We start from the raw sequence: 13,459 nt of genomic DNA on the forward strand, positions 1-13,459 counted from the left end.
CCTACACGAGAAAACCCCCATGAGCATCACTCAATTCAAAGACACGCTGCATGCCCACCTGCCGGACTCATCACCGGTGGCCGTGCCCCTGGGCGAGCCGATCGCCGTGGCCTCGACCTTGAGCGTTGAACGCAGCGACGGCGTCGAGACCGGTATCTGGGAATGCACCCCGGGCCGCTGGCGTCGGCAGATCACATCCCAGGAGTTCTGCCACTTTATCCAGGGTCGCTGCACCTTCACCCCTGACAACGGTGAAATCGTTCACATACAAGCCGGTGACGCACTGATGTTGCCGGCCAACAGCACCGGTATCTGGGACATCCAGGCAACCGTGCGCAAAACCTACGTACTGATTTTGTAACGCTTTGATCCTTGATCGCCTGCCATAAAAACAGCCCTAAAATCGCCAGGAAATCGAACCATGAAAGCCATTGCCCTGTTGCCCATGATGTTGGTGGCCGCTATCAGCCAGGCCGCCGAGACGGTGAAGATCTATAACTGGTCCAGCTATATCGCGCCGGACACCACGAAGAATTTCCAGAAACAAACCGGCATCGGTTTCAGCTACGACGTGTATGACAGCAACGAAACCCTCGACGGCAAGCTGATGACGGGTAACTCCGGCTACGACGTGGTGTTTCCGTCCAACCACTTCATGGCACGGCAGATCCAGGGCGGCGCCCTGAAGAAGCTCGACAAGAGTCAGTTGCCCAACTGGAAAAACCTCAACCCCGTCCTGCTCAAGGCCCTGGAAAACAACGATCCGGGTAATGCCCATGGCTTCCCGTACCTGTGGGGCAGTACCGGCATCGGTTACAACATCGACAAGGTCAAGGCGGTGCTGGGGGATAACGCACCGGTCGACTCCTGGGACCTGATCTTCAAGCCCGAGTACATGGAAAAGCTCAGCAAGTGCGGGGTAGCGATCCTCGACAACGGCCCGGAATTGCTGCCCATCGCCCTCAACTACCTGGGGCTGCCGCCCCACAGTAAAAACCCCGAGGACTACAAAAAGGCCGAGGCGCTGCTGATGAAAGTGCGCCCCTATGTGGCGTACTTCCACTCCTCGAAATACACCGGCGACCTGGCCAATGGCGACATCTGCGTGGCGGTCGGTTTCTCCGGCGACGTACTGCAAGCCGAAAGCCGCGCCAAGGAGGCCAAGAATGGGGTGAAGATCGGCTATGAGATTCCCAAGGAAGGCGCCGCAATCTGGTTCGACATGGTCGCCATGCCCGCCGATGCCCCCGATGAAAAGGCCGGCTACGCGTTCATGAACTACCTGCTGGAGCCCCAGGTGATGGCGGATATCACCAACTCCGTGCACTACGCCAACGGCAACCGTGCAGCGGATAGCCTGGTAGACCCTGAGATCAAGGCGGACACCAAGATCTACCCCAGCGACGAAATGATGGGCAAGTTATTCGCGCTGGAAGCGATGCCGCTGAATATCGACCGGATTCGCACGCGGGTGTGGAACACCATTCGTATGGGCCGCTGAAGAAGTCTGATGTGGGGGGAGGGCGAGCCCCCCATTAATCGGAGTCTTGCATAAACAATTTCAGGCGACCGCATTCTTGTGGTGAGCGGGCTTGTTCCGCGCTGGGGTGCGAAGCGCCCTTGATGAAGACGAATGCGGTGTATCAGGTATTCCTCTGCGCGTGGTTTTGGGGCTGCTGCGCAGCCCGACGCGGGACAAGCCCGCTCACCACAGGAGTCCCAGTTTGCTGGGCGACAGCGCCAGGTCGAAGAGAGTGTGGGACCTCCCACACTGGGTTTGAGTACACCCTGGGCTTCACGGGTTTTCCAGGTCATGCCCCAACGACTGGATAAACAATGAAAACAATTCCGGCTGTGACGAAATGTCCAGCTTCGCGTACAGATGCCGGCGGTGCACCTTCACCGTGTCCGGCGAGATATGCAGGCGTTCGGCCATGGCCTTGGACGAGAACCCGCGCAGTACCAGGCGGGCGATTTCCAGTTCGCGGTCCGAAAGCACGCCGCAACCGAATTGGCTCAGTGCATCCCTGATCTGGCTGTCCATGGCCGGCACGCGCCGGGTGCTTTGTTGCCAATGCTGCTGCATCAACGGCAGCACCCAGGCGGCCAGCGTCGTCAGCAACCCGGTCTCCTCAACGCTGAATCGCCGCTGCATGCCCAGTGACAGCGACAACGTCCCCGCGCCCGGCAATTGCAGGATCAACTGCACCTCGTCTTCCAGCACGTTGTCGTGGAAGTAGCTGAGGAAATACTCGCTCTGGCGAAAATGGTCCGGCGCCACTTCCTCAAGGCGATACACACCGCTGGCATACCCCTCGCGACAGGCCTGGAAAAACGGATCGAGCAAATACAGGCCATTGAGGTACACCAGCATCGACGCAGGCTTGCTGCTCGGCTGGGCGTCGTACTCTTCCAGTGCCTGGGGCGCACCATCCACGGGGTAGAAGATCGCCAGCGCGTTATCGAAGGGCATGCACTGGTGCAGCAACAGCACCAGCTGTTTCCAGAAACGCTCGGTGCCGATGTGCGCAACGGTGCGGCCCAGGCCGGCGTGCATGCCGACTTCACGAAACAGGCTCATGTAGCAGGCTCCCGCCAGCAAAAGGTCGGCCAAGGGTTCGGCTTTTGCCGGGAGCCGTCAAGGGGAGTACGCCAATAGGGGAATTGGCTGGCATAAACCCCACGGTTACCTTTGGCATCATTCAGCGGGAAACATATCCCGTCACTTTCAGACCTTTCGTTTCTGCCTCACACCAAGAACAACGACAGAGGATAACGATATGAGCACTTCCCCCACGCCCGACGGCGTGCTGAAACCTACCCTGAGCGTCTTCGATGTGGTGGCCATTACCGTTTCGGCTGTGACCCCCGCCAGTTCCGTCTTCGTGATCGCGCCCTTTGCCATCCAGCAGGCCGGCAGCGGCGTGTTCCTGGCGTTCGTGATGGCAGGGCTGCTCGCGCTGATGTTCGCGTTTTGCTACGCCGAACTGGGCCGCGCCCATAACAGCGCCGGTGGCGAGTATGTGTATGCCAAGCGCGTGTTCGGCGGCATGGCCGGCTACGCGACGTTCCTGACCGTGCTGGTGATGCTGTTGTTTATCCCGCCGGTATTGGCCACCGGTGCCGCCACCTACCTCAACAACGCGTTGGGTACGACATTCGACGCGCAAACCGTGGCCCTGGTGATCGTGGTGTGCAGCTACGCCCTGGGCATCCTCAATATCAAGCTCAACGCCTGGATCACCGGGACCTGCCTGCTGCTGGAAGTCGCGGCGTTGCTGGTGATCGTGTGCATCGGCTTCGGTAACCCGGTGCAGCCCGCCAGCGTGCTGTTTCAACCCCAGATCGTCGAAAACGGTGTATTGCACCTGGCGCCCTGGGCCCTGGTGATCGGCGCGGTAGGCATTGGCCTGTTTTCCTACAACGGTTACGGCCCCGCCGTGTTGCTGGCCGAAGACATGAAATGCGGGGGCAAGGGCGTACACAAGGCGGTGCTGTGGTCCCTGGGCCTGGTGGTGGTGATCGAGCTGGTGCCGATCACGGCGCTGCTGATCGGCGCGCCGTCGCTGAGTGCGATGATCAGCAGTCCGGACCCCATCGGCTACCTGCTCACCAGTCATGGCAATGAAACCCTGTCGCGCCTGGTCAGTGCGGGGATCTTCCTGTCGGTGTTCAACGCCATCGTCGCCATCGTTATCCAGATCGGCCGCGTGGTGTTCAGCAGCGGGCGCGATGCATTGTGGACGCCTACCATCAACAAGCTGTTCACCCGCATTCATCCGCGCTGGGATTCACCCTGGCTGGCCACGCTGTTCCTGGCGATCCCGTCGGCGTTGCTGAGCTTCAGCTCCAACCTGGCCGACCTCACCTCGTTCAGCGTATTGCTGATCATATTGGTGTACCTGGTGGTGGCGTTGAGCGCGCTGATGAGCCGCGTGCTGCTGCGCGACCGCGAGCATCCCTATCGCATGCCGCTGTGGCCGCTGCCGGCGTTGCTGGCTGCACTGGGCGCGGGTTACTTGCTGGTGACCTTGATCTACGCGGCGTCAGTACGCGACATCATGATCATCATCGGCTTGCTGGCCCTGTCGGTGATTCTGTATTGCATCAGCGGCCGGTCGAGTCCGGCCTTTCAAAAATTGTAAGGAGTGGTTATGCGTGCACGTCAATTGGGCATCACGTTGGGGCTGGGCACACCCGGTGAGTTGAATGCCATCACCGACGTTCCCGGGGTTCGGGTCGGTCACTGTACGCTCAAGACCCGCGTCGACGGTAAACAGGTGCGCACTGGCGTCAGCGTGGTCCAGCCCCGCGCCGGAGAAGCGCGGTTGCAGCCATGCTTTGCCGGGTATCACGTGCTGAACGGCAATGGCGACGCCACCGGCCTGGAATGGATCAGCGAGGCGGGCCTGTTGACCACGCCGCTGGCCATCACCAACACCCACAGCATCGGCATCGTGCGCGACACCTTGATTGCCCTGGAGCGCGAGCGCCTGGCGGACCCGGCGGTGTACTGGTGCATGCCGGTGGTGATGGAAACCTACGACGGCCTGCTCAACGACATCTGGGGCCAGCACGTCACCCCCGAGCATGTGCGCCAGGCCCTGGACAGCGCCGAACGCGGCCCCGTGCAAGAAGGCGCCGTGGGTGGTGGGACGGGGATGATCTGCCATGAATTCAAGGGCGGTATCGGCAGCGCTTCGCGGCGCTTGCCGGCAGAGCAGGGCGGCTGGACCGTCGGCGTGCTGGTCCAGGCCAACCATGGCAAGCGCCAGGAACTGCGGGTCGACGGTTATCCGGTGGGCCGCTGCTTGATGGACATCCCGTCACCCTTCGCCGAACGAGGCACGCCGGGCATGGGCTCGATCGTGGTGATCATCGCCACGGATGCGCCCCTGCTGCCGCACCAATGCCAGCGCCTGGCACAACGCGCGTCTATCGGCATCGCACGCACCGGCGGCGGCACCGAGGACTCCAGCGGTGACCTGTTCCTGGGCTTCGCCACCGGCAACCAGGATCTGCCGCCAGCAGACTACGCGCGCAAAGGCCTGCCGTTGAGCAGCACCTTGCAGATGGTGAATAACGATCATATTTCTCCGCTGTTCAGCGCTGCGGCGGAGGCGGTGGAGGAGGCGATCATCAACGCGATCCTGGCGGGCGAAGACATGGTGACCGACGACGGTGTACAGGTGCCGGGCTTGAAAGGCGAAACGTTGTTGCGGGCATTGCACGACACGGGCTGGCGCGGGTCCCGATAATGGAGGGCTGGCGCCGATATATAAATATAAACAGTGGCCGTTTAATGTCGCTAATGACACCGTGACAATACAATGGATCCAATTATCAAGTACGCCGTTCAACTTGAGCGGCTTTAGCGCTATTTAATATTTAAATAATCCTCCGCTGTCTTTTGTCGGACAACAGCAACGTTGCCCAACAGATACGGCGCCTAACTTGGAATGCATGTTTGTTGCCCGATTTTCATGCTGGAAAAGATGTAGACGAAAGATTTCAAGTTGTGTCAGTTTCGTGACGCCTTCAAAAGAGGCGAGTGATAGGACGATCTCGCCCACGGGATTCCTATCGACCCAAGACTGATGCATTTGCAAACAAGGAAGTACGTTTATGTCAAAAGCAAAAGACAAGGCTATCGTGTCGGCGGCGCAAGCCAGCACCGCTTACTCGCAAATCGATAGCTTCAGCCATCTGTATGACCGTGGCGGCAACCTCACGATCAATGGCAAACCCTCCTACACCGTTGACCAGGCGGCCACCCAGCTGCTGCGCGACGGCGCCGCGTACCGGGACTTTGACGGCAACGGCAAGATCGACCTGACCTACACCTTCCTGACCTCGGCGTCCTCGAGCACCATGAACAAACATGGCATCTCGGGCTTCAGCCAGTTCAACGCCCAGCAGAAGGCACAGGCCGCCCTGGCCATGCAATCCTGGTCGGACGTGGCCAACGTCACCTTCACCGAGAAAGCCAGCGGCGGTGACGGCCACATGACATTCGGCAACTACAGCAGCGGCCAGGACGGCGCGGCAGCCTTCGCCTACCTGCCCGGCACCGGTGCAGGCTACGACGGCACCTCGTGGTACCTGACCAACAACAGCTACACGCCGAACAAGACCCCGGACCTGAACAACTACGGCCGGCAGACCCTGACCCACGAAATCGGGCACACCCTGGGCCTGGCTCACCCTGGCGACTACAACGCCGGCGAAGGCGCCCCGACCTACAACGACGCGACCTATGGACAGGACACGCGCGGCTACAGCCTCATGAGTTACTGGAGCGAGAGCAACACCAACCAGAACTTCAGTAAAGGCGGGGTAGAAGCCTATGCCTCCGGCCCGCTGATCGACGACATCGCCGCGATCCAGAAGCTCTACGGTGCCAACTACAACACCCGCGCCGGCGACACCACCTACGGGTTCAACTCCAACACCGGGCGTGATTTCCTCAGCGCCACTTCCAACGCCGACAAGCTGGTGTTCTCGGTCTGGGACGGTGGCGGCAATGACACCCTGGACTTCTCCGGCTTCACCCAGAACCAGAAGATCAACCTCAATGAGGCTTCGTTCTCCGACGTTGGCGGCCTGGTGGGCAACGTCTCCATCGCCAAGGGCGTGACCATCGAGAACGCGTTCGGCGGTGCGGGCAACGACCTGATCATCGGCAACAACGCGGCCAACGTGATCAAGGGTGGGGCCGGCAACGACCTCATCTACGGCGCTGGCGGCGCGGATCAACTGTGGGGCGGCGCGGGCAACGACACGTTTGTGTTCGGTGCCAGTTCCGACTCCAAGCCAGGGGCGGCGGACAAGATCTTTGACTTCACCTCGGGCTCCGACAAGATCGACCTCAGCGGCATCACCAAAGGGGCCGGCCTGACCTTCGTCAATGCCTTCACCGGGCATGCCGGCGATGCGGTATTGACCTACGCGGCAGGTACCAACCTGGGCACCCTGGCCGTCGACTTCTCCGGGCACGGCGTGGCGGATTTCCTCGTCACCACCGTCGGCCAGGCAGCGGTCAGCGACATCGTGGCATGATGCACGGGCGCGGCGCGCAAGCGCCGCGCCTCCAGGCTGGAGCGTACAGATGCAGCGTTTTTACAATGTGATCGCCTGCGTGTTGCAGGTGATGTTCGTGTCGGCAGGAGCCCACGCAATGGCGAGCAGTCTTGTTTTACCCACCAGCGCCCAACTGGCCGGGCATTGGCAGTTGCACCAGCAGGATCAGGTGTGTGCACTGGACCTGCTCGAGCAGGCCAATGCTTTGGGCGGCGATGTGGCCTGTGTGGCGCAGTGGCTGGGGGACAAGCCCCTGACCTGGTCGCCCACACCCGACGGTATCTGGCTGTTCAATGCCGAAGGCAGCGGGATCACCCATTTGAATCGTCAGAAAGACGGTGAGTACCAGGCACGGACGAAGTCCGGCACCGTGGTTGAATTAAAACGAGTGCCTTAGTTGTTGTTATAAACCTATAACTCGATTTCATTAGTTGAGCGGCCTCTATCGCGGAGGACGGCAAACTTATGCGCGTAATTTGATTCAAGGAAGATCAGAACCTATGGCCAGGCCCCATGCGGTTGCGCCTTTATTCAAGGCGCTGGGTGAATACAAGAGCATCTTGATCAGCGTCGGTTGTTTTACCGCGTTGATTAACCTGTTGATGCTTGTGCCGTCGATCTACATGCTGCAAGTGTATGACCGTGTGCTCTCCTCGCAGAATGAAACCACCCTGGTGATGTTGACCCTGATGGTGGTGGGCTTCTTTGCCTTTATTGGCCTGCTCGAGGTCATCCGCAGTTTTATCGTGATCCGCATCGGCAGCCAGTTGGAGCGGCGTTTCAACTTGCGCGTATACAAGGCCGCGTTCGAACGCAACCTGCAACGCGGCCAGGGGCATGCCGGGCAATCCCTGGGTGACTTGACCCATATCCGCCAATTCATCACCGGGCCGGCGCTGTTTGCGTTCTTCGATGCGCCGTGGTTTCCCATCTACCTGTTGGTGATTTTCCTCTTCAACGTCTGGCTCGGGGTGTTGGCCACCGCCGGCGCAGTGCTGTTGATCGGCCTTGCGTGCCTCAACGAATACCTGACGAAGAAGCCATTGGGCGAGGCCAGTGGCTTCTCCCAGCAGTCGACGCAGCTGGCCACCAGCCATTTGCACAACGCCGAAACCATCCAGGCCATGGGCATGCTCGGCGCGTTGCGCCACCGCTGGTTTGCTGTGCATTCGCAGTTCCTGGGTTTGCAGAACAGAGCCAGTGATACCGGCTCGGTGATCACCTCATTGAGCAAATCCCTGCGCCTGTGCCTGCAATCCCTGGTGCTGGGCCTGGGCGCGCTGCTGGTGATCAAGGGCGATATGACCGCCGGGATGATGATCGCGGGCTCGATCCTGATGGGCCGTGTACTCAGCCCCATCGACCAGTTGATTGCGGTATGGAAACAATGGAGTTCGGCCAAGCTGGCCTATCAGCGGCTGGACGAACTGCTGCGCGAGTTCCCGCCGGAAGTGGAGCAGATGAAATTGCCCGCACCCAAGGGCCAGGTCAGCTTCGAACAGGTCAGCGCGGGGCCGCCCGGGCGGCGGATGCCCACCTTGCATCAGGTCAGCTTCACCCTTGGCGCCGGCGAAGTGCTCGGCGTGCTTGGTGCCTCCGGCTCCGGCAAATCCACCCTGGCCCGCGTGCTGGTGGGCGTGTGGCCGACCCTGGCCGGCACCGTGCGCCTGGACGGTGCGGACATTCACCGCTGGGACCGCGACGACCTCGGCCCGCACATCGGCTACCTGCCCCAGGACATCGAACTGTTCAGCGGCAGCATCGCCGACAACATCGCACGTTTTCGCGAGGCCGACCCCGAGTTGGTAGTGAAAGCTGCGCAGCAAGCCGGCGTGCATGAATTGATCCTGCGCCTGCCCCACGGTTATGACACGGTCCTCGGCGATAACGGCGGTGGTCTGTCCGGCGGCCAGAAACAACGCGTAGCCCTGGCACGTGCGCTGTACGGCGGGCCGCGCTTGATCGTCCTGGATGAGCCCAATTCCAACCTCGACACCGTCGGCGAAGCCGCGCTGGCCAGCGCCATTGTGCAGATGAAGGCCCAGGGCAGCAGTGTGGTGCTGGTGACCCATCGTTCTTCGGCCTTGGCCCAGGCCGATAAATTGCTGGTGCTCAACGAAGGGCGTTTGCAGGCATTCGGGCCGAGCCAGGACGTGCTGCGGGCGTTGTCCGGCCAGCAGGAAGCACCGAAGGAAAAACCCGGTGTGAGTTTCAGCCGTCAGTATCAAGCCGGAAGGAATCCAGGCGCATGAGCCGTATCACTGTTGAACCACGTTTCAAAGAGCGCGACGCCCGGTTCTTTGCGCGCATGGGCTGGCTGCTGACCATGGTCGGTGCCGGTGGCTTTTTCCTCTGGGCCAGCCTGGCGCCCCTGGACCAGGGCATCCCGGTGCAGGGCACGGTGGTGGTGTCGGGCAAACGCAAGGCGGTGCAAACCTTCAGCCCCGGCGTGGTCAGTCGGATCCTGGTCAAGGAGGGTGAGCTTGTGAAGCAAGGCCAGCCGCTGTTCCGTCTCGACCAGACCCAGCACCAGGCCGACGTGCAGTCCCTGCAGGCGCAGTACCGCATGGCCTGGGCCAGCGTCGCGCGGTGGCAGAGCGAGCGTGACAATCAATCCGCTATCACCTTTCCCGCCGAGCTGAGCAGCAACCCCGACCCGGCACTGGCGTTGGTCCTGGAAGGCCAGCGCCAATTGTTCAGCAGCCGTCGCGAAGCCTTTGCCCGTGAACAGGCGGGCATCCGTGCGAATATCGAGGGCGCCACCGCGCAGCTCAACGGCATGCGCCGCGCCCGCAGCGACCTGACCGCCCAGGCCCAGTCCCTGCGCGACCAACTGAGCAACCTGCAACCCCTGGCCGACAACGGCTATATCCCGCGCAACCGGCTGATGGAGTACCAACGCCAGCTGTCCCAGGTGCAACAGGACCTGGCGCAGAACACCGGCGAAAGCGGCCGGGTGGAGCAGGGCATCCTTGAATCGCGCCTGAAATTGCAGCAGCACAGTGAGGAATACCAGAAGGACGTGCGCAGCCAGTTGGCCGACGCGCAATTGCGCAGCCTGACCCTCGAGCAGCAGCTCACCTCGGCCGGCTTCGATCTGCAACACAGCGAGATCAACGCACCGGCCGACGGCATTGCGGTCAACCTCAGCGTGCATACCGAAGGCGCCGTGGTGCGTGCCGGTGAAACCCTGCTGGAAATCGTGCCCCAGGGCACGCGCCTGGAAGTGGAAGGGCATTTGCCGGTGCATCTGGTGGACAAGGTCGGCACGCACCTGCCGGTCGATATTCTGTTCACCGCCTTTAACCAGAGCCGCACCCCACGCGTGCCGGGGGAGGTCAGTCTGATTTCCGCCGACCAGATGCTCGACGAAAAAACCGGCGCGCCGTATTACGTGCTGCGCACCACCGTCAGCGAGGCGGCACTGGAGACCCTCCACGGCCTGGTGATCAAGCCGGGCATGCCCGCCGAGATGTTTGTGCGCACCGGCGAGCGTTCGTTGCTCAATTACCTGTTCAAGCCGCTGCTCGACCGCGCCGGCTCCGCGTTGACCGAGGAATGAACATGAAAGCTGTGTTCATCGCCTTGCTGTTCACCTGCGTCAATGCCCAGGCCGCCATGGGCCCGTTCGATGTGTACGAGCAGGCCCTGCGTAACGATCCGGTGTTTCTCGGCGCGATCAAGGAGCGCGACGCCGGCCTGGAAAACCGCACCATCGGCCGCGCAGGCCTGCTGCCCAAGCTGTCGTATAACTACAACAAGGGCCGCAACAACTCCCAGGCCACCTTGCCCGACGGGCGCGGCGGCAATTACCACGACGACCGCAACTACAACAGCTACGGCTCGACCTTCAGCCTGCAACAGCCGCTGTTCGACTATGAGGCCTACGCCAACTACCGCAAGGGCGTGGCCCAGGCGCTGTTCGCCGATGAAAGCTTTCGCGACAAGAGCCAGGCGCTGCTGGTGCGGGTGCTGAGCTATTACACCCAGGCGCTGTTTGCCCAGGACCAGATCGACATCGCACGGGCCAAGAAGAAGGCCTTCGAGCAGCAGTTCCAGCAGAACCGGCACCTGTTCCAGCAGGGCGAGGGCACCCGCACCGATATCTTCGAAGCCGAGTCGCGCTATGAACTGGCCACCGCCGAAGAGATCCAGGCGCTGGACGAACAGGATGCCTCGCTTAGAGAACTGGGCGCGCTGATCGGTGTGCAAAGCGTCAACATCGACGACCTCGCCCCGTTGAACGAAGGCTTCGCCGCGTTCACCTTGACCCCAGCGAACTACGACACCTGGCATGAACTGGCGATCAGCAACAACCCCACGCTGGCGTCCCAGCGCCAGGCCCTGGAAGTCGCCCGTTATGAAGTGGAGCGTAACCGCGCCGGGCACCTGCCCAAGGTCACTGCGTATGCCAGTTCGCGCCAGCAGGAGTCCGACAGCGGCAACACCTACAACCAGCGCTACGACACCAACACGATCGGCGTCGAAGTGAGCCTGCCGTTGTATGCCGGTGGCGGCATCTCTGCGTCCACCCGCCAGGCCAGCCGCGCCATGGAACAGGCCGAGTACGAACTGGAAGGCAAGACCCGCGAGACCCTGATCGAACTGCGTCGGCAGTTCAGCGCGTGCCTGTCGGGCGTGAGCAAACTGCGCGCCTATCAAAAGGCCCTGGCCTCCGCAGAAGCGCTGGTGGTGTCGACCCAGCAGAGCATCCTCGGTGGCGAGCGGGTCAACCTCGATGCGCTGAACGCCGAGCAACAGCTCTACAGCACGCGGCGCGACCTGGCCCAGGCGCGTTACGACTACCTGATGGCCTGGACCAAACTGCATTACTACGCCGGCAACCTGCGCGACACCGACCTGGCCAAGGTGGATGAGGCGTTCGGGCCGGCACCGCATTAATTGACTTTCTCGACAATTCCAACAACAGAGAGGCAATACCATGGGTGTGTTCGACTATAAAAACCTCGGGACCGAGGGCTCCAAAGCGTTGTTCGCCGATGCCATGGCGATCACGCTGTATACCTACCACAACCTGGATAACGGCTTTGCCGTGGGCTACCAGCACAACGGCCTGGGGCTCGGTTTGCCCGCCACGCTGGTGGGTGCACTGCTGGGCAGCACCGATTCCCAGGGCGTGATTCCCGGCATTCCCTGGAACCCGGATTCGGAGAAAGCCGCCTTGGAGGCCGTGCAACAAGCCGGTTGGACCCCCATCAGCGCCAGCACCCTGGGCTATACCGGCAAGGTCGACGCCCGCGGCACGTTCTTCGGCGAAAAAGCCGGATACACCACTGCCCAGGTCGAGGTGCTGGGCAAGTACGATGACGCCGGCAAGCTGCTGGAAATCGGTATCGGTTTTCGCGGTACGTCGGGCCCTCGGGAAACGCTGGTCAGCGACTCCATTGGCGATCTGGTCAGCGATCTGCTCGCGGCCTTGGGGCCCAAGGATTACGCCAAGAACTACGCCGGCGAAGCCTTTGGCGGCCTGCTCAAGAACGTCGCCGACTACGCCAGTGCCCACGGCCTCAGCGGCCACGACGTGGTGGTCAGCGGCCACAGCCTGGGCGGCCTGGCGGTCAACAGCATGGCCGACTTGAGCAGCAGCAAATGGGCAGGTTTCTACCAGGACGCCAACTACCTGGCCTACGCCTCGCCGACCCAGAGCGCCGGCGACAAGGTGCTGAATATCGGCTACGAAAACGACCCGGTATTCCGGGCGCTGGACGGCTCATCCTTCAATTGGTCGTCGTTGGGCGTGCATGACAAACCCCATGAATCGACCACCGACACTATCGTCAGCTTCAACGACCACTACGCTTCGACGCTGTGGAATGTGCTGCCGTTTTCCATCACCAACCTGCCGACCTGGATCTCCCATTTGCCTACGGGGTATGGCGACGGGATGACGCGCATCCTCGAGTCCGGGTTCTATGGGCAGATGAGCCGCGACTCGACGATTATCGTCGCCAACCTGTCCGACCCGGCACGCGCCACCACCTGGGTGCAGGACCTCAACCGCAATGCCGAACCGCACAAGGGCGATACCTACATCATTGGCAGCGACGGCAATGACCTGATCCAGGGCGGCAAGGGCGCGGACTTTATCGAGGGCGGCAAGGGCAATGACACAATCCGCGACAGCAGCGGGCATAACACCTTTTTGTTCAGCGGGCCGTTTGGCCAGGACCGGATTATCGGCTATCAAGCAACGGACAAGCTGGTGTTCAGGGACGTTGACGGGAGTGCGGATTACCGTGATCACGCCAAGGTCGTGGGCGGGGATACGGTGATCAGTTTTGGCGCGGACTCGGTGACGTTGGTGGGGGTAGTTGGCTTGTCGGGGGAGGGGATTGTGATCGGTTAAAACGGTGGGAGG

Annotated in this window: 11 protein-coding genes; 10 read left to right on the forward strand and 1 reads right to left on the reverse strand. The window is 61.5% G+C overall.

Annotated elements, in window-relative coordinates; genetic code table 11:
- The first annotated feature begins 19 nt into the window (after positions 1-19).
- Both FX984_RS01515 and FX984_RS01520 read left to right on the forward strand, forming a co-directional pair.
- Positions 20-361 (forward strand): cupin domain-containing protein, encoded by a 342-nt coding sequence (locus tag FX984_RS01515; protein ID WP_027605773.1) that lies wholly within the window; start codon positions 20-22, stop codon positions 359-361.
- Between the two features lie 60 nt (positions 362-421).
- Complete coding sequence (locus FX984_RS01520; protein WP_027605774.1) at positions 422-1,501, forward strand: polyamine ABC transporter substrate-binding protein; 1,080 nt, start codon at positions 422-424, stop codon at positions 1,499-1,501.
- A gap of 294 nt (positions 1,502-1,795) precedes the next feature.
- Here FX984_RS01520 and FX984_RS01525 read toward each other — a convergent pair whose 3' ends face one another.
- Positions 1,796-2,581, reverse strand: coding sequence for a helix-turn-helix transcriptional regulator (locus FX984_RS01525; protein ID WP_092358084.1), 786 nt, complete (start codon positions 2,579-2,581; stop codon positions 1,796-1,798).
- Between the two features lie 199 nt (positions 2,582-2,780).
- Between FX984_RS01525 and FX984_RS01530 the strand changes: the two genes are divergently transcribed.
- The 8 genes from FX984_RS01530 (at position 2,781) to FX984_RS01565 (ending at position 13,447) form a co-directional block, all read left to right on the forward strand.
- Entirely contained in the window at positions 2,781-4,145 is a 1,365-nt protein-coding gene (locus tag FX984_RS01530; protein WP_092358082.1) for an APC family permease, read from the forward strand.
- Positions 4,146-4,154: 9 nt separating this feature from the next.
- A complete protein-coding gene (locus FX984_RS01535; protein WP_146476417.1) occupies positions 4,155-5,258 on the forward strand; it encodes a DmpA family aminopeptidase in 1,104 nt (367 codons plus the stop codon).
- Between the two features lie 367 nt (positions 5,259-5,625).
- Entirely contained in the window at positions 5,626-7,059 is a 1,434-nt protein-coding gene (locus FX984_RS01540) for a serralysin family metalloprotease (protein ID WP_146476416.1), read from the forward strand.
- Between the two features lie 49 nt (positions 7,060-7,108).
- A complete protein-coding gene (locus tag FX984_RS01545; RefSeq protein WP_027605779.1) occupies positions 7,109-7,477 on the forward strand; it encodes an AprI/Inh family metalloprotease inhibitor in 369 nt (122 codons plus the stop codon).
- A gap of 103 nt (positions 7,478-7,580) precedes the next feature.
- Positions 7,581-9,332, forward strand: a complete 1,752-nt coding sequence (locus tag FX984_RS01550) for a type I secretion system permease/ATPase (protein ID WP_027605780.1) — start codon at positions 7,581-7,583, stop codon at positions 9,330-9,332.
- Entirely contained in the window at positions 9,329-10,642 is a 1,314-nt protein-coding gene (locus tag FX984_RS01555; protein ID WP_146476415.1) for an HlyD family type I secretion periplasmic adaptor subunit, read from the forward strand. Before FX984_RS01550 ends, FX984_RS01555 begins: the two co-directional genes overlap by 4 nt.
- A 2-nt stretch (positions 10,643-10,644) precedes the next feature.
- Positions 10,645-11,982 carry a TolC family outer membrane protein gene (locus FX984_RS01560; protein WP_146476414.1) on the forward strand — a complete coding sequence of 446 codons (1,338 nt, stop codon included), beginning with the start codon at positions 10,645-10,647 and terminating at the stop codon, positions 11,980-11,982.
- A 40-nt stretch (positions 11,983-12,022) separates the two neighbouring features.
- Positions 12,023-13,447 carry a polyurethane esterase gene (locus FX984_RS01565; protein ID WP_146476413.1) on the forward strand — a complete coding sequence of 475 codons (1,425 nt, stop codon included), beginning with the start codon at positions 12,023-12,025 and terminating at the stop codon, positions 13,445-13,447.
- The last annotated feature ends 12 nt before the right edge of the window (positions 13,448-13,459 follow it).

The sequence above is a fragment of the Pseudomonas marginalis genome (assembly GCF_008692035.1).
GTDB classification, from domain to species: Bacteria; Pseudomonadota; Gammaproteobacteria; order Pseudomonadales; family Pseudomonadaceae; genus Aquipseudomonas; species Aquipseudomonas marginalis.

Coding starts and splice junctions, on each gene's coding strand:
- FX984_RS01535 (WP_146476417.1), top strand. CDS start 4,155: ATGCGTGCACGTCAATTGGGCATCACGTTGGGGCTGGGCACACCCGGT.
- FX984_RS01520 (WP_027605774.1), top strand. CDS start 422: ATGAAAGCCATTGCCCTGTTGCCCATGATGTTGGTGGCCGCTATCAGC.
- FX984_RS01555 (WP_146476415.1), top strand. CDS start 9,329: ATGAGCCGTATCACTGTTGAACCACGTTTCAAAGAGCGCGACGCCCGG.
- FX984_RS01515 (WP_027605773.1), top strand. CDS start 20: ATGAGCATCACTCAATTCAAAGACACGCTGCATGCCCACCTGCCGGAC.
- FX984_RS01560 (WP_146476414.1), top strand. CDS start 10,645: ATGAAAGCTGTGTTCATCGCCTTGCTGTTCACCTGCGTCAATGCCCAG.
- FX984_RS01550 (WP_027605780.1), top strand. CDS start 7,581: ATGGCCAGGCCCCATGCGGTTGCGCCTTTATTCAAGGCGCTGGGTGAA.
- FX984_RS01525 (WP_092358084.1), bottom strand. CDS start 2,581: ATGAGCCTGTTTCGTGAAGTCGGCATGCACGCCGGCCTGGGCCGCACC.
- FX984_RS01530 (WP_092358082.1), top strand. CDS start 2,781: ATGAGCACTTCCCCCACGCCCGACGGCGTGCTGAAACCTACCCTGAGC.
- FX984_RS01545 (WP_027605779.1), top strand. CDS start 7,109: ATGCAGCGTTTTTACAATGTGATCGCCTGCGTGTTGCAGGTGATGTTC.
- FX984_RS01565 (WP_146476413.1), top strand. CDS start 12,023: ATGGGTGTGTTCGACTATAAAAACCTCGGGACCGAGGGCTCCAAAGCG.
- FX984_RS01540 (WP_146476416.1), top strand. CDS start 5,626: ATGTCAAAAGCAAAAGACAAGGCTATCGTGTCGGCGGCGCAAGCCAGC.